Raw genomic sequence first — 19828 nt, forward strand, 5'->3', positions numbered from 1 at the left:
CTACAACAGCATTAAAAATAAAAATCCCGTCATGAATTGCTCATGGCGGGATATAAATATATTATAGATCTGAAAACCTAGATCAGCTCAACGCTTCTGCTTACAAAAGCCGTTAATTCTGCTCCTGTTAACATTCCCTGAGCAAGCAAAGCTAAATCCACTGCTTGTTTAGCAAGCAGGCTCTGTTCTTCCTCATTATCTGTTTTAAGGATCTTTCCAATCAATTTATGGTTTCCATTAATGGCAACCTTATAGCTGTCGGGCATATTGCCATAGAAGCCCATTCCGCCACCCATTTGAGCCATGTCCTTCATCCGGCGCATAAACTCATCCATGGTTACAGTAACAGGTAACTCATCCGGATTTAAGCCCACTACCTCTACGTGCATACCCGGTTTGGTTATTGCTTTTTCAAAAATGCTCGACACTGTTTTGCTTTGTTCTTCAGTAAGCACAGACTCAATAGCATCACCTTTTTCAATTAATTTATCAGCAACGCTTGAATCAACACGTTTTAAAGCAGTTTTTTCGAGCTTTTGCTCCAGGTGGCTAACAAAGTGATTATCAATAGCAGAATTCATCAACAACACATCGTAATCCTTTTTGTTGGCCGATTGAATAAAACTATCTTGTTTTGAAGGGTCGTTGGAATAGATATAAACTACCTGTCCGTTTTTATCGGTTTGGAAATCTTTAACTTTTTCACGGTACTCATCAAGCGTAAAGTTTTCATTTTTGGTGTTTGTTAGTAATGCGAAATCTTTTGCTTTGTCATTAAATTTCTCTTCACTTACCATTCCGTATTTTACGAACAGACCAATGTCTCCCCACTTTTCTTCATATCCTTTACGGTCCTTGTTAAACAGCTCCTGAAGTTTATCAGCTACCTTTTTAGTGATGTAGCTATTGATTTTTTTAACGTTACTATCTGCCTGTAAAAAGCTTCTTGAAACGTTCAAGGGAATATCTGGCGAGTCAATAACACCATGTAATAACATTAAGAACTCCGGTACAATATCTTTTACCTCATCAGTAATAAATACCTGGCGCGAGAATAACTTGATCTTATTGCGCTGCATATCAAAATCATTTTTCACTTTAGGGAAGTACAATACTCCCGTTAAGTTAAAAGGATAATCTACATTCAAATGGATCCAAAACAATGGATCTTCAGAAAATGGATACAGCTGCTTGTAAAATGCAAGATAGTCTTCATCTGACAAATCTGCAGGTGCCTTAGTCCAGATCGGATTAGTTGTATTAATAATATTGTCAACCTCTACTCCTATAGTTTTTGGTTTTCCTTCTTCATCCTCACCATCTGGTTCCTGAACTGTTTTTGTTCCAAACTTAATTGGTACAGGCAAAAATTTACCATACTTATCAAGAATCTCTTCTATTTTATGGTTGTCTAAAAACTCTTCAGACTCTGCATTTATGTGGAGTATAATTTCAGTACCGCGTGTTGTTTTGCTGCCTGCAGTAATTTCAAACTCGGTGCTGCCATCACAAACCCATCTTGCCGGCGCTGCGCCTTCCTGATATGATAACGTCTGGATCTCTACCAAATCAGACACCATAAAGGCCGAATAAAAGCCTAAACCAAACTTACCAATGATCTCATTAGCGTCTTTCGCGTCTTTAAATTTCTCTACAAACTCACTTGCTCCGGAAAATGCAACCTGGTTGATATATTTTTTGATCTCCTCGGCAGTCATCCCCAAACCGTTATCGGTAATGGTAATGGTCTTCTTTTCTTTGTCAACAGCAACCTCAACTAAAGGGTTACCCAGCTCTCCGCTATACTGACCAAGAGCTGCTAAGCGTTTAATTTTTTGTACCGCATCAACGGCATTTGAAACAAGCTCTCTTAAAAAGATCTCGTTATCGGAATATAGGAATTTCTTGATGATTGGGAAAATGTTCTCCGTGTGAATGGATATCGTTCCTTTTTCTTCTATGCTCATATGTTAACTCATTTTTAAGTACATAGGCTTACTATCAAGGGATGTTCCAAATTACTTTTTGTTGTCAAATTGACAGTAAGTAACATTTACACGACATCTTTTTTGTATACTTGAGTATCCTATGATCAACATCTCAGCCAATGAACATTGAACTTTTTAAAAAGCTTTTTGAAGAAGGCAGTATTTCCGAAGAATCATTCGAAAAGGTCCAAAACGCCTCCCGAACGACCTTATTTTCCTTGCATTGGGAGGTAAAAACTTTGCTTTACCTTGGTGTAATGCTGTTAAGTTCCGGACTGGGGATTCTGATCTATAAAAACATAGACACAATTGGCCATCAGGTCATTTTATTGATCATTGCCGCCATCAGTACCGGTTGTTTTTTTTACTGCTTTAAAAACAAGAAGCCCTTTAGCAAAGGATTGATAAAATCTCCAAATTCATTTTTTGATTATATCCTCCTTCTGGGCTGTCTTAGCTTTTTATCATTTGTCGGTTATTTACAATTCCAGTACACCGTATTTAGCACGAACTACGGAATGGCAACATTCATCCCAATGGTTGCATTGTTTTATATTGCCTATGAGTTTGATCATCTGGGTATTTTAGCAATGGGGATCACTAATCTGGCCATTTGGATGGGTGTGTCTGTCACCCCAAAACAATTGTTATTAAACGCCGACTTTAATAGCCAGACCGTTATATTCACTTACCTGTTTCTTGGATTATTATTACTTCTTGCTGCTTACCTGACTGTTTATTTTAACTTTAAAAAGCACTTCAGGTTTACTTACCAGCATTTCGGTGTACACCTTTCCTTTATATCGCTATTAGCAGGCTACTTCTTTTATTACGACTCAGGAACTTCGTTTCTATTCATGGTTGCCCTGTTTGCTTTAGCCTTCCACATTTATAAAGATGCCATGAAACATCAGTCTTTCTACTTCTTGTTACTGGTTGTTATTTATACCTATATAGCCATTAGCACCCTTGTAGTAAGGGGGCTTTTCGCGATGAAAGATGATGCATCAATGACCCTCTCGTTTATGTATTTTATTGCCTCTGCAATTGGCATTATATTTCTATTAATTAACCTCAACAAGAAAATTAAGGCCGCATGATTATTTATAACAACATTTGGCTAGCTAATTTATTAATTAGAGAAGAAGCACAAAGCGCCCGAAAAGCTGAGGCAATAAGTATCCAGGAGCAAAAGAAAATAGAAAATAAATATCCTGTAGGATTTTATTCTCCTAATATTTTTATCAGAATAGGTCTGTTTATTCTAACCTGTATTATTGTTGCGTTTTCTATTGGATTACTAATGCTTATGGTAAGCGACACGAATGTTATTGACAAATGGGGCTTTTCCTTATTTAATGGAATTATTACCTATATAGCCCTGGAGGTAATGGTAAGAAAAAGTAATCACTTTAAATCAGGAGTTGATGATGCCTTAATGTGGATTTCAGGAGGATTACTTTTAACTGCATTTATTATACTGCAAGCAGGTGTCAACAGTGATTTCCCTTACTCACGCATTTCATTCTTTCTATGTTTATTGGCCCTGTACTATGCACTCCGCTTTACAGATATGTTAATGACAGCCATAGGCCTTTTCGCGCTTATTGCCACTATCTTTTTTGTTTGGAAAGACCTTTTTTCATGGGGGATGGCAACCATGCCCTTTTTAATGATAATTGTTTGTTCAGGAATTTATTTTCTATCCAGGCGGAGCGTTGGAAAAAAAACTACCCTCTATTACACCAACTGCTTGTATACACTACAGATTGTAAGTTTGCTTGTTTTATATCTGGCAGGCAATTACTATGTGGTACAATCGTTTAGCCCCGCTAGCGAAGTCATTTACAATAGCGCCGAACCGGCTCCTGTTCCTTTTGGATTTTTCTTCTGGGCATGGACGATCCTTATCCCTTTTATTTATTTAGGGATTGGAATAAAAAACAAAGACGTAATCATATTACGAACAGGCCTGATCCTGATAGCGGCAGCAGCATTTACTTTCAGAAACTACTATCATCTCATGCCAATTGAAGGCGTACTTAGCATTGCCGGGATCATCCTTTTGGGGATTTGTTATACGGTAATGAAATACCTTAGAACACCTAAACACGGCTTCACTTATGAAGATTTAGAGGACGACAATTTTATGGATAAATTAAAAGTAGAATCGCTCATTGTATCTGAAACTTTCTCTGGCACCCAGCCTCAGGGCGACAATACCAGGTTTGGCGGCGGAGATTTTGGAGGTGGTGGCGCCAGTGGTAATTTCTAAAGAAATCGTTATCTTGAGCTAAGATAATGCTTTAAAAATGAATTCTTCGAAATTAAAAGCAATGCAAACCATCCATCTTGCATTCTGCCTGGCCATCGTTTTAATGGCAGTCACTTCGTATCTAACCGTTAAAGATCGTCTTTACCTGGATGCCGATTTGAATCAGAATGATGTTTTCTTTCCGCTATCTCCCTTGACCGGTCTTGTTTCAATTGCATTAGGGCAATTCTTGTTCAAAAAGCAGTTATCTAATGTTCAGGAACTTTCTGCAGACGACAAGATCAATAAATACCAAGTTGCTTTTTTAATGCGCACAGCCCTTTTTGAACTCCCTGGGCTGTTAAATATTGTTGGGTTTCTGCTAAGTGGCAACATCGTGTTTCTGATTGCGGGAGTGGTTTTCTTTATGCTACTGGTATCAGCAAGACCAAACAAGCAGGCTATTATTGAGGCCTTAAACCTGAACTATCCGGACACAGAAAAATTATAATTGCATGATATATTTCTCTGTATCTTTGCACAATTAATGGAATACAACGTTCACACCTTGCCTAATGGCATCCGCATACTTCATGTACCATCTGCATCAGCGATATCTCATGCCTGTATCATTATAAATAGTGGCTCCAGAGATGAGAGCGATGAAAATGCAGGACTGGCCCATTTTATTGAGCACCTGATCTTTAAACGTACTGAAAAGCGCAGCACAAATCAAATACTAAACAGACTTGAAAGTGTTGGCGCAGACTTAAATGCCTATACAACAAAAGAGTATACATGCATCCATGCTTCATTTCTAAACCCTTATCTAGACAGAACCCTGGAGCTTTTTAACGATATCGTTTTTCATTCTACATTTCCTGAAGATGAAATGGATAAAGAGAAAAGTGTGGTATTGGATGAAATAGCCTCCTACCTTGATCAGCCGGAAGAAGCTATTTATGACGATTTTGAGGACATGGTATTTTCCGGACACGCACTTGGGCGTAATATACTGGGGACAACAGAAAGCGTAAGCAAAATTACGCAGAAAGACATTCATCAGTTTATAAAAGAAAACTATCATACAGATAAGATGGTAATTGCGGTATTGGGCAATTATTCTTTAAATAAGGTTGTAAAAGCTGGCGCAAAACACTATTCGGAAATTCCGGCTAACCTGCATAAATCAACCAGACAAGCCCCACTAAAGGCTCCTGTTGTTACTAAAACATTCAATAAGCCAATCCAGCAGGCCCATGCAATGCTGGGTTCTCAGGCATACTCTTTACACCACCCTTATAAAACAGGTCTGTTATTATTAAATAACCTACTTGGGGGCAATGGCATGAGCTCTATCCTGAATCTTCAGATCAGAGAAAAGTATGGAATTGCCTATACCATTGAATCTGGCTATAGCCCATTAAGCGATACGGGTATTTTTACCCTTTATTTTGGCACCGAGAAGGAAAAAGTAAATAAGGCAAGCGCGCTTATTTTTAAAGAATTGAAAAAGCTTCGCGATAATCACTTCAGCGAAGTACAACTCCAAAAAGCTAAGAATAAATTTATCGGACAGATTGCCCTGGGCGAAGAAAACCGAATCGGACTCATTATTTCTATGGCCAAAAGCCTTATCGACTATGATAAAATAGATGATCTCCAGACCGTTTTCAGCAAGATACAAGCGGTATCAACAACAGATATTGGTAATATTACCAATGAAATATTAGATGAAAGTAATCTTAGTGCCCTAACTTTTTATCCTTTAGGGTAATATTTGTATTTTTGTAGCATGAAGTTACCCATTGTAGCATACGGAGATCCGGTTTTGAAAAAAGTATGCGCTCCAATTGATGAGACATACCCGGATTTGGCACAGCTAATCACCAATATGTTCGACACCATGTATAACGCAAGCGGTGTTGGCCTGGCAGCCCCTCAAATTGGCTTGCCAATACGTCTGTTTGTTATTGATACTGGCGCTGATGAAAAAGATAAAAACCGTTTTAAAAAGGTATTTATCAATGCTGAAATTCTGGAAGAAACCGGAGAACCATGGGCTTTTAATGAAGGATGTTTAAGTATTCCTGATATCAGAGAAGATGTGACCCGTAAACCAAATGTTCTTATTGAATATTATGATGAGAATTGGGAGCTTCATACCGAAGAGTTTACCGGCATGCCTGCGCGTGTGATTCAACACGAATATGATCATATAGAAGGCACTTTATTTACTGATAAATTAGGATTGTTGCGTAAAAGAATGCTTCAAAGTAAGCTGGATGCAATTTCTAAAGGCAATATAAAGGCCGATTATAAGATGCGTTTCCCTAATCAACACAAAGGTAAAAAGCGCTAATTATCGGCGCTTCTGCTCTTATCTCCTTTAAAGATAGACTGCATTAGTTTACCCCATGCAAATGGATTAAGCAAAGGATTCGTCTGAACCATGTTCTTATTTAGCGACCTTTCATGATTTGTTCTGAAATTCGTGCTCTGAATTTCGCCGCCATCTCTTGGAAGGGTTTGCATTAATCCAGACAGGCTTTCTTGTGACAGATTTTTAGCGGCAATGGCATAATCATCATCGGCGATCTTCATAGACATAAAGTCCCTCGTGAATTCCTCCACAGTTGCCCAGGGATAAACCCTAACGGTGGGAAGGTTTATGATTTCGGCTTTCAGCTTAATCATAGCCGTATACTTTGTGTCATTAATTACAGACGGGACAGGTAAAAGCAAGTCTTTATAACCTACCGCAGTATACAAAATTGTATCTCCGGGATGGGCTATAAAAGAAAAGAATCCTTTATAATTGGCAGCATAACGCTGCTCCTTGTTTGATAAATTTGTAACCGTAACATAAGGCACAACAGTATTACTATCCACATCGGTAATAATTCCGGAAAATTGGATCAATTTCTTATCCGTAGTTATTTGCTGTGCAAATACCGAAGAAACGAAAAGAAGCAATATTAAGGTGAACGAATACTTCATGTTACAAAATTAGCTGTATTTGGTAAAACGGCTAGTTAAATAGTGTTAAATCGTTTATACTGGTTCAGCTAAATTTATAGCTACTACTGAGGTAATTTGTGGCACGGCCTTCATAATTGCTTGTTCAATGCCCGCTTTCATCGTCATAAAGCTCATTTTGCAGGATCCGCAGTTACCTAATAATTTTAATTTAACTACATTCTCCGGCGTAATCTCTTCAATCGCAACATCTCCACCATCCGCTATTAAATACGGACGAATGGTCTCTAGTGCCTGCTCTACTTGTTCTGTTAAATTCATTGGTTATATTTTATTAAAGTATAAAAATAGTAAATTTTTAGCAATTAGCAGTTTGTGCATTATTTATAGCTACTTGCTGAGCTACTCTTCCTGCTATTTCTGCAAATGCTCCAGAAAGGACGCTCTCTGTATTTAAGGCGATGGGCGCACCATTATCTCCCGCTTCTGCAATGCTTTGTACAATTGGAATTTCGCCTAAAAACGGCACATCAAAAGATTTTGCCAATTCTTTACCTCCATCTTTACCAAAGATATAATACTTATTCTCTGGCAATTCTTCAGGTGTAAAATAAGCCATATTTTCGACAACTCCTAAAACAGGAATATTTATGCCCGGCATTTTAAACATAGCTAATCCTTTCCTGGTATCAGCTAAAGCTACCTGCTGAGGAGTAGTAACAATAACAGCTCCAGTAATTGGAAAGCTCTGCGTAATGGTGATGTGGATATCTCCGGTACCCGGAGGAAGATCTACGATCAGGTAATCAAGCTCACCCCAATCAGCATCATTAAACAACTGCTTTACTGCATTCGAAGCCATGGGTCCGCGCCAGGGCACTGGCTGATCAGGATCTGCAAAAAAACCTAGCGACAGCAACTTTATACCATATTTTTCAATTGGCAGGATAAGCGTCTTACCATCTTCGGTTTCCCTGGCACTTGGCTTTGCACCAACCAGATCAAACATCGTAGGTACAGAGGGCCCGTAAATATCCGCATCTATCAAGCCAACCTTTGCTCCGTCAGCCGCTAAAGACACAGCAAGATTACTTGCAATAGTCGATTTTCCTACGCCGCCTTTTCCAGATGAAACCAGAATAATATTTCTGATGTCTTTTAACTGGGTGCTATCCATTGGCTTGGTTACCCTCGAAGTAATATTGATAGTCACCTCTGCCTCCTGGCTAACAAAATGTTTAATCGAGTTAAGGCAGGCATTCTTAAGCATATCCTTCATAGGACATGCAGGAGTAGTCAATTCTAAGGTAAAACTTACGTTCTTATCTTCTATTTTTAAATCTTTGATCATGTTCAAAGTCACCAGATCTTTTTTAAGGTCAGGGTCTTCAACATTTCTCAAGGCTGCAAGGACTTGTTCTGGGCTAATAATCATTGTTACAAATTTAACTAAAACTCCCCAAGCATTCATGTCTCTTGGTTACATTATTGCAAATGGGTGAATAATTTTAATTGACTTTAGCGTTTTTAGTGTAATTTTAACACGAAATAAAAATTTGTATTTAACGTTTAGCAATAAAAATTTTATTCTACAGCATGCATCTTCCAAAAATTAATATCCCTAAAAAATACATAAAGATAGGAGCGTGGGTTTTAGGCTGTTTTCTAGTGGTTTGTATTACGGTTGGTGCCATTGCTTACAACAAAAGGGAAGCTTTATTAAAGACAATGATGGCCAAAGCAATTGCCAAAGCCGACAAAGACTTTAATCTGAATATTAAAATTGGAACAGCTGGCTTTAGTGGTCTTAGTACTGTTCACATGACCAATATTACAATTGTCCCTAAAGATAGAGATACCTTAACCACCATCAATGATCTAACTGTAGGGGTTAAGCTGTTTCCTCTAATTGTTGGCAACGTAAAGCTATCTGAGGTTACCCTAAATACGGGCAAAATAAATATTGTATTTAAAGATTCACTTAGCAATCTCGACTTCATTTTAAAACGGAAAAAGAAAGATAGTACAGAAAAAAAATCTAAGGTAGATCTTGGTGATTTAGCCCACAACCTACTCAATCAGTTTCTTTATAAAATACCGGACAACATGGAAGTTAAAAACCTGATGTTAACCGTTAATGATAATGACACCGCCCATTTAAAGTTCTTAACTACCACTGCAACAATAGACGATGGCGACCTAACGTCTACAATACTTGTAAATGATAAAGACGCAACCTGGCATATAACCGGAAAATTAAAGCCTGGAAAAAAACAACTGGATGTGATGCTGTTTGCAGATAAAAGCCCTGTTCAACTTCAATATCTTAATGATAAACTGCATGCCAAGTTTAGCTTTGACACCGTCAGAACAGAGATGAAAAATGCAGACTACAGCGGGGATGCTTTCAGAATAGAAGGCTCCTGGTCGGTAAAGAACCTACTTATCAATCATCCAAAAATTGCATCCAATGATATCGTTGTCCCTGATGCAAAGATTGACGCGGAGATGCTTATCGGAGAAAACTACCTTGCTCTGGATAGTTCTTCAACAATTCTTTTAAAAAATGCGACAATACACCCGTACTTAAAATACACACTATCTCCTAACAAGATCTATGAGGTAAAAGTTCGTGCTCCGGAACAAGATGCTCAAGAGCTTCTCAGCTCTTTTCCACATGGGCTATTCGAATCGCTGGAAGGATTAAAAGTGAGTGGAAAGCTTAAGTACGATCTTGATTTTTATCTTGACAGCTCTTTACCAGACAGTGTTAAATTTTACTCCGGCTTAACCCCTACAAATTTCAAGATCTTAAAATTAGGTAAAACTAACCTGCAAAAAATTAACAAGGACTTTGTATATACACCATACGAGCACGGAAAGCCTATGCGGGATATCATGATAGGCCCTTCCAATCCTAATTACACACCGCTCTCACAGGTTTCGAGCAACTTCAAAAATGCAATATTAACCTCCGAAGACCCTTCTTTCTTTACGCACAAAGGATTCGTTCAGGAATCAATTCGCAAATCTTTTGCGGTAAACTTTAAAGAGAAAAGGTTTGTTCGTGGTGGCAGTACCATTTCCATGCAATTGGTTAAGAACATTTTTTTAAGTCGACAAAAAACGCTTGCACGTAAAGCAGAGGAAATATTAATCGTTTGGCTTATAGAAAACAACCACCTTATTACCAAGAACAGAATGCTTGAAGTCTATTTTAACATTATTGAAATGGGGCAGAATGTTTATGGTATTGGTGAAGCTACAAGACATTATTTTGGAAAAAGACCGTCAGACCTGAATATTGGAGAAGGCATATTCCTTGCGAATATAGTTCCCCGACCTAAAATAGCCCTATATAAATTCAGAGGTGATGGTGGCCTTAAGGACTATATGTATCCGTACTTTAAATACATCGGTAACATTATGGCCAAAAGAGGGTTAACGCCTCCTGATACCAGCGGATATGGCTTCTATAACGTACACCTTAGAGAAGGGTTAAGACAATATTTATTGCCTGACACGACCACCATTGATACAAATGCTTTTGACAATGACGATCCTCTGCCTGCAATAGAAACCCACGATGCCTCTAAAAATCTTTTTGATCGCTTATTTGGCGGAGAAGTAAAGAAAGATTCTGTTTCAAAACCGACTATAACTGTTGATACAGTGAAGAAAACCCGGAAACAACTAAGAGAAGAAAAAAGAGAGCAACGAAGAAAAGAAAAGGCCCTGGAGGAAGAACTCGAAAAGCAGAAAAAAGAGAACTAATAATACGCCCTCTTATTGGTTAATCTAGTAACTATGAACACAATTCAAATAGAAGATAAAGAATTCGAAATCTTAATTCAAAATGACAATATCGCGAAGCGAACCCGCTTAATCGGCATTCAAATAAATGTAGATTACGAGGATCGCTGCCCTATATTTATTGGCGTTTTGAACGGAAGCTTTTTGTTTATGGCCGACCTTTTAAAAGAGATTACCATATCCTGCGAAGTCGGGTTTATCAAGGTTTCATCTTATGAGGGTACCGAAAGCAGTGGTAACATCAGAGAGACCTTTGGTTTGCCTAACGACCTAAAGGATAGAGATGTGATTCTGATTGAAGACATTGTTGATACCGGACTTACCCTCACCTATATTCTTGCCGAAGTATACAAGCAAAACCCTGCCTCTGTTAAAGTTTGTTCCCTGTTATTAAAACCAGCCGCACTAAAGAGCCCAATTGAAGAACTGGAATATGTAGGCTTTGAGCTCAGTAATGAATTTGTTGTGGGCTATGGACTAGACTATAATGGTCTCGGACGAAACCTTACTGATATCTACAGAGCCAAAACTGTTGCCCCTCTTTTACCGTAATCCGATATTTTTTTCCCAATTTTGCATCAAACATATTACTAAAAGAATGACCATACACAAAGAAGGATATACCACAATAGCCGTTTCACTACTCTTCATCTTTATAATTAATGCAGTTGTTGACTATAAATTTGCAGACATTACCTGGTTAAGGTGGTTCATTTATATTTTTTCTTTCGCACTGTTTGTTATTGTACTACAGTTCTTCAGAAACCCCAGCCGTACCTTTACAACTGGTGATCATCTGGTAATTTGCCCTGCCGATGGCAAGGTTGTAGTGATAGAAGAAACTCAGGAAGGTGAGTATTTTAAAGACAAAAGATTACAGGTATCCATATTTATGTCCCCTGTAAACGTGCACATTAACAGAAACCCTATTTCCGGGGTAGTTAAATTCTTCAAATACCATCCGGGCAAGTACCTGGCTGCTTGGAACCCAAAATCATCAACAGAAAACGAGCGTACAACCGTTGTGGTAGAACATAAGAATGGCACGCCGGTATTATTCAGACAAATTGCCGGTGCACTTGCTCGACGCATTGTTTGGTATGTTAAAGAGGGCGACAATGTTGAGCAGTCTGAACAATTCGGCTTTATTAAATTTGGCTCAAGAGTAGATATATTTTTACCTATTGGCACCAAAGTTAATCTTGAACTTGATGAGGTTGTAAAAGGCGGTATTACCGTTTTGGCTGAACTTTCTTAAAGAGTTTACTATTTGCTTATACTAATTGTCTGGTTCCTCATCGTCGAGATGACGCTGCAAATCCTCTTTTATCCCTTATTTTCAATAGCAGGAGCATCCATTACCGAGCGCTGTGTAGGATAGGCAAATCCCGATTTATGGGCCTCCACTATCTCGATAAGCTTAAAATTAATCTCCTCCTTAACCTTAACATGCTGGCTAAATTCCATGTTTATCACAAGATATACCACCTGGATATTTAAGGCGAAATCACCAAAATTATCAAAAGTCGCATAGCCATCTCTGGTATTAGAATCATTTTTCAAGAATGTGTTGATATCATCTAAAATCTTTTTAATATCCTCACGCTTCGTCTCATAAGTTATTCCTATATGGAAATTCACCCTTCTGTAATTCCTTAACGTAACATTTTCCAGTACTCCATCAATCATTGCCCTGTTGGGGATAACAATTGTTGTCTTATCCGGACTTATCAGCCAGGTGCTTCTAAAGCCAACCTTTTCTATAGTTCCCTCAATTCCATCAACCTTAACCACATCCCCTACAGTAAAGGGCTTATCCAGAAATATCGTAAAAGAGCCTATTAGATTCTCTAAACTCTCTTTAGCCGCCAGGGCTATAGCTATACCTCCAATACCTAATCCCGTAATTAATGTTAGCACGTTGATTTCAAAAACAAAGCCCAGCAGCACAAAAAAGCCCAAAAAGCAGATCAAAGTTTTTGTTAGCTCCTTTAAAAATGGAATTAACTGATCGTCAGCCTTATTATTAGTTAGGGATGCTTTATACTTTAAAACATGGGCTATAAAGTCAATTATCCTTAAAATAATCCAGAATATAGATAGAATGATGAGGAACAAAAAAATCTTATCAATACAATCCCCTATAGTCACCTCAAGCTTAGTTTTTGCTTTGTGCCATATCACAACATCAACAGGATATTTTAATTGATTTACGGCAAGGTAAAACGCACAAAATGTAATAAAGGATTCGATAGGCTTTAAAAGCAGCGATACAAACGTGTCGTCTTTAATATTTTCTGCGAATTTTTTAAATGCTGTAAAAATCAAAAGACTAAACAGACGAGATACCAATCTTTTAAAAATCAGGCCCAATAAAATGAACCCTCCAAAAAGACAGTATTGCTTTACTGTGTTTCCCCAAAATACCTGATCGAAAATATTAATATCCATAATTTATACCAATTGTTTTAGTGCGATTTCAAAGGCTGTTCTAGACAAGCCGGTTTTGGCTATATCGTGCTTATAAACAGCCCTCATTGCTTTATATATTACATCAGATGCATCAGAAAAAATAGCATCGTCACTCATTTCTACATTTCTTTGCATTAAATATGCAAATACTCTGGCCATGCCGCAATTGGAAATAAAATCAGGAATCACAGCAACGTGATTATCTGCATGCTCCATAATGCTGCCAAAGAAAATCTCTTTATCCGCAAAAGGAACGTTTGCGCCACAGGCAATCACTTCAAGGCCACCAATTATCAACTGATCTACCTCTTCCTGCTTTACCAGACGAGAGGCAGCAGCAGGAACAAATATTTCTGCCCCGATGTTCCAGATCTCCTTGTTCGCTTCTTCAAAAGACAACAACGAAGGAGATATCAGTGTATTGCCCGTCCTGTTGTTAAACAGTCCAATAATTTCTTCGGTAGTAAAGCCATTCGTGTTAATCAGTCCACCAACACGATCAATTATTCCAACAATTTTTACGCCATTTTGAGCAAGATAATATCCTGCAGCGGCAGCAACATTACCCCAACCCTGAATAATTGCTTTCTTACCCGCTAGCTCGCCTCCCCAGATCTTATAAAAATGGCCAATTGATGCTGCTACCCCGTAACCTGTAATCATATCCGCTACCTTATACTTTCTTTTAATATCCGGAGTATAATTCAAATCTTCAAGAACCTTTGAAACACCATAGCGTAGCTGACCAATCTGATGAATGCGTTCATTCTCTCTGGCTTGATAATGCCCATTAATCACCCCTTCCTGAGGATGCCATAAGCCATAATTTTCGGTTATAGGGATAACCTCATGAATTTCATCAATATTTAAATCGCCGCCGGTGCCATAATAGCTTTTTAGCAAAGGCATTACGGCCTTGTACCACCTTTCAAGAACCTGAGCTTTTCTTGGATCTGCAGGATCGAAATTAATTCCCGATTTGGCTCCGCCTATTGGTGGCCCCGATACGGTAAACTTCACCTCCATTGTTTTTGCTAAAGACTCAACCTCTCGCTTGTCCAACCCCTTGCGCATTCGGGTACCTCCGCCCGCAGCACCGCCACGTAGTGAATTAATGACTACCCAGCCTTCAGCTTCAGACTCCTTGTCTTTCCACTCAAAGACAATCTCAGGTCGTTTATCCTCAAATTTTTTTAATAGTTCTTTCATCAATGTTCCAGTTAGTTCCAGAATGAAACTGACAACACCAATACACCTTTAGTGCGTATAATGGTTTGCTTAGTTAAATCCAGATAAGTTAGTTACAACAAACTTAAATAAAAGCAACTATGCATTTACGATACGTCATTAAAATAATGATAAATCGCAATAATTAATGTGGAACAGAGTGGTTTCGGGGCAAACAAAAAAACCTCCCCGATACAATCGGGAAGGTTAATATGCTTTTTCTAAAAAAATTAAACTCTTTTAGATTTGATACGAGCTGCTTTACCAGTTAATTCACGTAGATAGAATAATTTCGATCTGCGAACTTTACCGTGGCTGTTAACTTCAACTTTAGCGATGTTTGGAGAATTTATCGGGAAGATACGTTCAACACCAACACCATTAGACATTTTACGAACGGTAAACGTTTCATTAGCACCAACGCTATTACGTTGTAATACTACACCTTGGTAAATTTGAATACGTTCTTTATTACCTTCGCGAATTTTATAGTGAACACTCACTGTATCTCCTGATTTGAATGCAGGAAACTCATTTTTTGCGATTACCTGCTCTTCAACAAATTTTACTAAATCCATGATTTTAAGCTATTAAGCCGATTTTTTGTTGTTTAAAATCGGACTGCAATATTAGGAATTTTATTTTAGAAATAAAAGTGATTTTTATTTTTTTCCACATTCTTTATTATTTCCACATATTCAAAAGCAAATCTACTCATTTTTCAGATAAATAATTCGGTCCGCAAAGTGCTTGTAAATTGCTCCTATGCAGCCCTACTCGCTAGGCGCTAACAGATTCAGTATTATGATATTCGGCTATCAAAAAGCTCAAGTCCTCACAGCAATTTTTTGATTTGGCCAGCGCTCCAATTTTCATGTTAAACATAATCTCCAGTTTTCTTACCCTTTCGTAAGGAATATCAGTCTTATCAGTACCTTTTAACTTTCTCTAATTATGAAAAGTATTAGAAGCGATTCCCAGTTCACGTGGGACAACCTTTAGCACTGTCTTATGGCTTCCTCAATTTTATATTTTTTTTTGTTCTTTCATGATATAATCTTGTCAGTTAATCAGTTTTTTGAATTTATTCTACACATCATTTTCTACTTTGCTGTAGTTCGGTATTTATCCGCTCATCCAGCGTTTTATCTCTTATTGGCTTGTTCAGCAATCCCCCTGGCTTCAGCTTAAACAATTGCTCAAACAGAACCACAATTTCATGAGGGATATTCTGAGAATCACTGATAAAGAATGTCCCGATAATTATGAGGTCTATTCAGTGAGAGGTCTAAATATTTAGGATTTAGGCAGTTTTCTAATCGCTTCTCGATGGCGGTCGATCGATCTTTTTAGCAAACACTCGTTAATCTTGTACCTCCTCGGCGCACTGTCGCTGATCTTTACTTTTCTCATACTTACGTTAGTTTAATTTGGGTGTACTTATTTTTGTATTTTTATCAAAAAAAACGCTTTGCTATTCATAACTTTATAGCATACTTATACTAAATATTTTAAGTGTCAGCCAAATTTATACAAAATTTTTTATGATATTAAAGCGAATAGTCGATGAGCTACTCAAAGAAAAAGGCAGATCAATGACCTGGCTCGCTCAAGAAATGGACAAAACCTTTGATGGCCTGAAGCTGAGTTTAACAAGGGGATCAATAAAATATAATGATATTATAACGCTGTCAAAGGTACTGGGAGTGCCCCCCGCCACCTTTTTTCAGACCACGCTAATCCCGTACAATACCAAGATCACAGAAAGCCTTGTGGGCGATCAAAAAGCAGAGTACGCCGATCTAAAGAGTAATTTGAAAAATTGCAAAGAGATGCTTACCGTATTGAAAGATCAATTAAAAGATAAGGATAAAATTATTTCGCTCCTGAGCAAATAAAACTAATCTTCAAGTAAATCAGGACGTCTTTGTTGTGTTCTGGCTAAAGCCTGATCATGACGCCATTCATTAATCTTAGCCTCGTGACCGCTTAGCAGCACATCAGGAACTTTATGCCCATTCCAATCAGCTGGCCTGGTATAAACAGGAGCATCCAGCAGCTCTCCCTGGAAACTGTCAGACAAAGCCGATGTTTCATCATTCAAAACACCAGGAATAAGCCTGACAATAGCATCAACCAAAACGGCAGCGGGGAGCTCTCCTCCCGACAAAACATAATCCCCGATAGAAATCTCACGTGTAACAAATAAATCTCTTACGCGCTGGTCTATGCCCTTATAATGACCACACAGAATCATAATGTTCCCCTTGCCCGATAATTCATTTGCAATCGTCTGGTTAAAGGTCACCCCATCCGGGCTCATAAAAATTACCTCATCGTAATCACGTTCGGCCTTTAGTCCTTCAATACATCTGGCAAAAGGCTCAATAGACATCACCATACCACTACCGCCACCATAAGGATAATCGTCTACACTTTTTTGCTTGTTCGCGGCATAATCCCTAAGGTTATGAACCACTATCTCAGCAATGCCTTTCTTTTGAGCACGCTGCAAAATAGAGTGGGCAAAAGGACTATCCAAAAGAGCCGGTAAAACAGTTATAATATCAAAACGCATGGTGCAAAGATAAAATTAAGGATTGATATATATGTCTAATAAGCCTTCAGGCAAATCAACAAGCATAGTACCTTCATCCTCATCAATCTCAACAATCATGTCATCATTCAAAGGAAACAGGATTTCCTTGCCTTGGTACGCCACCGTTGCAACAAATTGCTGAGGGTATTCATTTACTTCAATAATTTCGCCAAGCTCCCCATGTGTCTGGTCAAAAACAACAAAGCCTTTTAGATCATTATAATGAAAATCTTCATCAGAACGATCCGGCATTTTTGTTAAAGGCAGGTATACTTTCTTTCTTAAAAGAGGCTGAGCTTTGTCTATATGATCGATGTCATCAAAATAGAAGTTCCCGGTATTATTAGTCTGAAGCTTATAAGACGACACAAAGAAAGGCACCATTTTGCCATTTATATCAGCAAAAATTACATCAAGTTCTAACAATTCAGGCTCATCATATTCAAAGAATAGCTGAACCTCTCCCTTTAATCCCTTTGTTTTGGTAATGTATCCTATATAAAATGCTTCTTCTATTTTCATTGGTGTATTATTAATTTTTGGTTTATTAGCCACGATTGGCGCTGACAGCTAAAGATTGCCCCGTTAAAGCCCGTGTCTCAAGGCTATCTTTTAAAGCTGCCGTTCTTAAGGTTACCGTCATTTCTCCTATCGTCGAGATGACGCGCGTATTAGCATAACAGCGTACGCTTTAGTAATAACGACGCACGACGCAGACTTTAGCATTTCCAGCGCAGGCCCTTCATAAACCCTAAATAAAAAAATAGCGAAGAAATCATATAAAAGATTCTTCGCTATTATTCAGAATAACAAAAATACTATGCTTCTTCTTCTTTGCTTTCTTCTGTAGCTTCTGCTGCAGGAGCTTCTTCAGTTGCAGCCTCAGCTACCGGAGCTTCTTCAACAACTTCTTCAGTTGCCACTTCAGCTACTGGAGCTTCTTCAACAACTTCTTCTTCTACAACCTCCTCTACCGGTGCATTTTTAATTGCAAGGGCAGCGGCACGGTCAGCATTTTTCTTAGCTTCAGCAGCTAGAGCAGCTTTTCTAACTTCATCTTTAGATTTAGTTAGACCGTCTTTTTTACCTTCAATTTTACCATCTTTAGCGCTTAACCATTCAGCAAATTTTGCTTCCGCTTGTTCTGCAGTTAACGCCCCTTTTTTAACACCACCTTCTAAGTGTTTTTTGTATAAAACACCTTTGTAAGAAAGGATAGCACGACAAGTATCCGTAGGTTCAGCACCTTTGTTTACCCAGTCTAAAGTTTTGTCAAAGTTAAGGTCGATAGTAGCTGGATTGGTGTTTGGGTTGTAAGAACCTAAACGCTCAATGAATTTACCATCTCTTGGTGAGCGGGAATCCGCCACCACAACGTGGAAAAAAGGTTTACCTTTTTTACCGAATCTTTGCAATCTGATTTTAGTTGCCATTTCTCTTTTAGTTTATGTATTCAACATAGTTCCCGGAGCTCCGTGCTTGCGGGGTTGCAAAAGTAAGTAAAATACTAATGATTAACAAGATGCAATAATTTTAAATTCATTTAACATAACTGTCTCCCCAATTGAAGATATTTGAAGCAAACGATATACAAATGAGAATAGCCATTGACATGGACGAGGTTTTAGCCGATCCGATACACAAATTTATACACCTTTATAACAGGGATTACGGAATCCCTCTCGACTTGATTGTTGAACCGGGAAATGAAGTTTACCACCATATGCCCGAGCATATTAACAATAAATGGTTCGATTACATTAATGAAAAGGGCTTTTTTAGAGACCTTCCGCTAATTGAGGGAAGTGTCGAAGCTGTAAAAAAATTACAGGAACATCACGATGTATATATCGTTTCTGCAGCAACAGAATTTAGAAACTCTCTTGAAGATAAGCTTGATTGGCTGGCAGAACATTTTCCTTTTATTACCTGGAAAAACATCATGTTCTGCGGAGATAAAATTGTTGACGTAGATGTAATGATTGATGACAGAGCTAAAAATTTCATTGGTTTTAAAGGCAGAAAACTATTGTTCTCTTCGCCACACAACTTACTGTTAAAAGATTACGAGCGTGTAGATACCTGGCAACAGGTTCTGGATAAATTACTGTAACAAATCCACAAAATCATCATCAAACCTAAAAACCAATTAAAAGATGCTAATTACAACAACCAATTCAGTAGAAGGCAAAAAAGTAGTTAAATACATAGGCCTTGTAAGTGGCGAAACCATTATCGGTGCCAATATTTTTAAAGATCTTTTTGCCGGAATACGAGACATCGTTGGAGGCAGATCGGGATCGTATGAACAAGTATTAAGAGAAGGCAAAAACACTGCAATTAATGAAATGCAGCAATACGCAGCCGCAATGGGTGCAAATGCCATAATCGGAGTAGATTTAGATTATGAAACAGTAGGTAGCGGCGGCAGCATGTTAATGGTTGCGGCAACAGGAACTGCAGTAGTAATAGAAGAATAAAACAAAGGCCCTAAAT

At 38.2% G+C, this 19828-nt stretch carries 21 protein-coding genes; 11 read left to right on the top strand and 10 right to left on the bottom strand.

Annotated elements, in window-relative coordinates; genetic code table 11:
* Positions 1–77: 77 nt before the first annotated feature.
* Positions 78–1967, bottom strand: coding sequence for a molecular chaperone HtpG (gene htpG, locus AC6CH7_RS20205; RefSeq protein ID WP_498264435.1), 1890 nt, complete (start codon positions 1965–1967; stop codon positions 78–80).
* 140 nt (positions 1968–2107) lie between these two features.
* Between htpG and AC6CH7_RS20210 the strand changes: the two genes are divergently transcribed.
* From AC6CH7_RS20210 to def, 5 genes are read left to right on the top strand one after another with little or no spacing between them, the layout of a single operon-like run.
* Entirely contained in the window at positions 2108–3088 is a 981-nt protein-coding gene (locus AC6CH7_RS20210; protein ID WP_498264436.1) for a DUF2157 domain-containing protein, read from the top strand.
* On the top strand, positions 3085–4263 hold the full coding sequence (locus AC6CH7_RS20215; RefSeq protein WP_498264437.1) for a hypothetical protein: 1179 nt from the start codon (positions 3085–3087) through the stop codon (positions 4261–4263). The genes AC6CH7_RS20210 and AC6CH7_RS20215 overlap by 4 nt, the downstream gene beginning before the upstream one ends.
* Positions 4264–4300: 37 nt before the next feature.
* Positions 4301–4753 carry a hypothetical protein gene (locus AC6CH7_RS20220; RefSeq protein WP_498264438.1) on the top strand — a complete coding sequence of 151 codons (453 nt, stop codon included), beginning with the start codon at positions 4301–4303 and terminating at the stop codon, positions 4751–4753.
* A 36-nt stretch (positions 4754–4789) separates the two neighbouring features.
* Positions 4790–6019 carry a M16 family metallopeptidase gene (locus AC6CH7_RS20225; RefSeq protein WP_498264439.1) on the top strand — a complete coding sequence of 410 codons (1230 nt, stop codon included), beginning with the start codon at positions 4790–4792 and terminating at the stop codon, positions 6017–6019.
* A gap of 18 nt (positions 6020–6037) precedes the next feature.
* Entirely contained in the window at positions 6038–6604 is a 567-nt protein-coding gene (gene def / locus AC6CH7_RS20230) for a peptide deformylase (protein WP_498264440.1), read from the top strand.
* Here the strand turns inward: def and AC6CH7_RS20235 are convergent.
* From AC6CH7_RS20235 to AC6CH7_RS20245, 3 genes are read right to left on the bottom strand one after another with little or no spacing between them, the layout of a single operon-like run.
* Complete coding sequence (locus AC6CH7_RS20235) at positions 6601–7242, bottom strand: peptidase associated/transthyretin-like domain-containing protein (protein ID WP_498264441.1); 642 nt, start codon at positions 7240–7242, stop codon at positions 6601–6603. The genes def and AC6CH7_RS20235 overlap by 4 nt on opposite strands.
* Before the next feature lie 54 nt (positions 7243–7296).
* The gene (locus AC6CH7_RS20240) at positions 7297–7542 is read right to left on the bottom strand and encodes a NifU family protein (RefSeq protein WP_048908103.1); all 246 of its coding nucleotides are present in this window, start codon (positions 7540–7542) and stop codon (positions 7297–7299) included.
* 37 nt (positions 7543–7579) lie between these two features.
* The gene (locus AC6CH7_RS20245) at positions 7580–8656 is read right to left on the bottom strand and encodes an Mrp/NBP35 family ATP-binding protein (RefSeq protein ID WP_498264442.1); all 1077 of its coding nucleotides are present in this window, start codon (positions 8654–8656) and stop codon (positions 7580–7582) included.
* Between the two features lie 161 nt (positions 8657–8817).
* Between AC6CH7_RS20245 and AC6CH7_RS20250 the strand changes: the two genes are divergently transcribed.
* From AC6CH7_RS20250 to AC6CH7_RS20260, 3 genes are read left to right on the top strand one after another with little or no spacing between them, the layout of a single operon-like run.
* Complete coding sequence (locus AC6CH7_RS20250; RefSeq protein ID WP_498264443.1) at positions 8818–10995, top strand: transglycosylase domain-containing protein; 2178 nt, start codon at positions 8818–8820, stop codon at positions 10993–10995.
* Between the two features lie 33 nt (positions 10996–11028).
* Positions 11029–11586, top strand: coding sequence for a hypoxanthine phosphoribosyltransferase (hpt, locus tag AC6CH7_RS20255; protein WP_498264444.1), 558 nt, complete (start codon positions 11029–11031; stop codon positions 11584–11586).
* Between the two features lie 46 nt (positions 11587–11632).
* On the top strand, positions 11633–12292 hold the full coding sequence (locus AC6CH7_RS20260) for a phosphatidylserine decarboxylase family protein (RefSeq protein WP_498264445.1): 660 nt from the start codon (positions 11633–11635) through the stop codon (positions 12290–12292).
* A 68-nt stretch (positions 12293–12360) separates the two neighbouring features.
* Here the strand turns inward: AC6CH7_RS20260 and AC6CH7_RS20265 are convergent, their stop codons facing one another.
* The 3 genes from AC6CH7_RS20265 to rplS form a co-directional block, all read right to left on the bottom strand.
* A complete protein-coding gene (locus AC6CH7_RS20265; RefSeq protein ID WP_498264446.1) occupies positions 12361–13485 on the bottom strand; it encodes a mechanosensitive ion channel family protein in 1125 nt (374 codons plus the stop codon).
* A gap of 3 nt (positions 13486–13488) precedes the next feature.
* Positions 13489–14715: a Glu/Leu/Phe/Val dehydrogenase dimerization domain-containing protein gene (locus AC6CH7_RS20270; protein WP_498264447.1), complete on the bottom strand. Its 1227-nt coding sequence runs from the start codon at positions 14713–14715 to the stop codon at positions 13489–13491.
* Between the two features lie 248 nt (positions 14716–14963).
* Complete coding sequence (gene rplS / locus AC6CH7_RS20275) at positions 14964–15311, bottom strand: 50S ribosomal protein L19 (RefSeq protein WP_048908108.1); 348 nt, start codon at positions 15309–15311, stop codon at positions 14964–14966.
* Positions 15312–16277: 966 nt separating this feature from the next.
* Between rplS and AC6CH7_RS20280 the strand changes: the two genes are divergently transcribed.
* Entirely contained in the window at positions 16278–16631 is a 354-nt protein-coding gene (locus AC6CH7_RS20280) for a hypothetical protein (protein ID WP_498264448.1), read from the top strand.
* A gap of 2 nt (positions 16632–16633) precedes the next feature.
* On the opposite strand, the gene trmD is transcribed toward AC6CH7_RS20280, so the two are convergent.
* From trmD to AC6CH7_RS20295, 3 genes are all read right to left on the bottom strand, one after another.
* Positions 16634–17311 carry a tRNA (guanosine(37)-N1)-methyltransferase TrmD gene (trmD, locus tag AC6CH7_RS20285; protein WP_498264449.1) on the bottom strand — a complete coding sequence of 226 codons (678 nt, stop codon included), beginning with the start codon at positions 17309–17311 and terminating at the stop codon, positions 16634–16636.
* A gap of 15 nt (positions 17312–17326) precedes the next feature.
* On the bottom strand, positions 17327–17854 hold the full coding sequence (gene rimM / locus AC6CH7_RS20290) for a ribosome maturation factor RimM (RefSeq protein WP_498264450.1): 528 nt from the start codon (positions 17852–17854) through the stop codon (positions 17327–17329).
* A 296-nt stretch (positions 17855–18150) separates the two neighbouring features.
* A complete protein-coding gene (locus tag AC6CH7_RS20295; RefSeq protein WP_498264451.1) occupies positions 18151–18765 on the bottom strand; it encodes a 30S ribosomal protein S16 in 615 nt (204 codons plus the stop codon).
* Between the two features lie 131 nt (positions 18766–18896).
* Here AC6CH7_RS20295 and AC6CH7_RS20300 point away from each other — a divergent pair, with 131 nt between their 5' ends.
* Both AC6CH7_RS20300 and AC6CH7_RS20305 read left to right on the top strand, forming a co-directional pair.
* Positions 18897–19445: a 5' nucleotidase, NT5C type gene (locus tag AC6CH7_RS20300; RefSeq protein WP_498264452.1), complete on the top strand. Its 549-nt coding sequence runs from the start codon at positions 18897–18899 to the stop codon at positions 19443–19445.
* A gap of 43 nt (positions 19446–19488) precedes the next feature.
* Positions 19489–19812, top strand: coding sequence for a YbjQ family protein (locus AC6CH7_RS20305; protein WP_498264453.1), 324 nt, complete (start codon positions 19489–19491; stop codon positions 19810–19812).
* The last annotated feature ends 16 nt before the right edge of the window (positions 19813–19828 follow it).

The sequence above is a fragment of the Pedobacter sp. GQ55 genome (genome assembly GCF_059758925.1).

Bases quoted from the DNA above. Each gene is read 5' to 3' on its own strand.
- hpt (WP_498264444.1), top strand. From the start codon at position 11,029: ATGAACACAATTCAAATAGAAGATAAAGAATTCGAAATCTTAATTCAA.
- AC6CH7_RS20245 (WP_498264442.1), bottom strand. From the start codon at position 8,656: ATGATTATTAGCCCAGAACAAGTCCTTGCAGCCTTGAGAAATGTTGAA.
- AC6CH7_RS20305 (WP_498264453.1), top strand. From the start codon at position 19,489: ATGCTAATTACAACAACCAATTCAGTAGAAGGCAAAAAAGTAGTTAAA.
- def (WP_498264440.1), top strand. From the start codon at position 6,038: ATGAAGTTACCCATTGTAGCATACGGAGATCCGGTTTTGAAAAAAGTA.
- AC6CH7_RS20250 (WP_498264443.1), top strand. From the start codon at position 8,818: ATGCATCTTCCAAAAATTAATATCCCTAAAAAATACATAAAGATAGGA.
- AC6CH7_RS20215 (WP_498264437.1), top strand. From the start codon at position 3,085: ATGATTATTTATAACAACATTTGGCTAGCTAATTTATTAATTAGAGAA.
- AC6CH7_RS20220 (WP_498264438.1), top strand. From the start codon at position 4,301: ATGAATTCTTCGAAATTAAAAGCAATGCAAACCATCCATCTTGCATTC.
- AC6CH7_RS20225 (WP_498264439.1), top strand. From the start codon at position 4,790: ATGGAATACAACGTTCACACCTTGCCTAATGGCATCCGCATACTTCAT.
- AC6CH7_RS20265 (WP_498264446.1), bottom strand. From the start codon at position 13,485: ATGGATATTAATATTTTCGATCAGGTATTTTGGGGAAACACAGTAAAG.
- htpG (WP_498264435.1), bottom strand. From the start codon at position 1,967: ATGAGCATAGAAGAAAAAGGAACGATATCCATTCACACGGAGAACATT.
- AC6CH7_RS20295 (WP_498264451.1), bottom strand. From the start codon at position 18,765: ATGGCAACTAAAATCAGATTGCAAAGATTCGGTAAAAAAGGTAAACCT.
- AC6CH7_RS20280 (WP_498264448.1), top strand. From the start codon at position 16,278: ATGATATTAAAGCGAATAGTCGATGAGCTACTCAAAGAAAAAGGCAGA.
- AC6CH7_RS20235 (WP_498264441.1), bottom strand. From the start codon at position 7,242: ATGAAGTATTCGTTCACCTTAATATTGCTTCTTTTCGTTTCTTCGGTA.
- rimM (WP_498264450.1), bottom strand. From the start codon at position 17,854: ATGAAAATAGAAGAAGCATTTTATATAGGATACATTACCAAAACAAAG.
- trmD (WP_498264449.1), bottom strand. From the start codon at position 17,311: ATGCGTTTTGATATTATAACTGTTTTACCGGCTCTTTTGGATAGTCCT.
- AC6CH7_RS20270 (WP_498264447.1), bottom strand. From the start codon at position 14,715: ATGAAAGAACTATTAAAAAAATTTGAGGATAAACGACCTGAGATTGTC.
- AC6CH7_RS20260 (WP_498264445.1), top strand. From the start codon at position 11,633: ATGACCATACACAAAGAAGGATATACCACAATAGCCGTTTCACTACTC.
- AC6CH7_RS20240 (WP_048908103.1), bottom strand. From the start codon at position 7,542: ATGAATTTAACAGAACAAGTAGAGCAGGCACTAGAGACCATTCGTCCG.
- AC6CH7_RS20210 (WP_498264436.1), top strand. From the start codon at position 2,108: ATGAACATTGAACTTTTTAAAAAGCTTTTTGAAGAAGGCAGTATTTCC.
- rplS (WP_048908108.1), bottom strand. From the start codon at position 15,311: ATGGATTTAGTAAAATTTGTTGAAGAGCAGGTAATCGCAAAAAATGAG.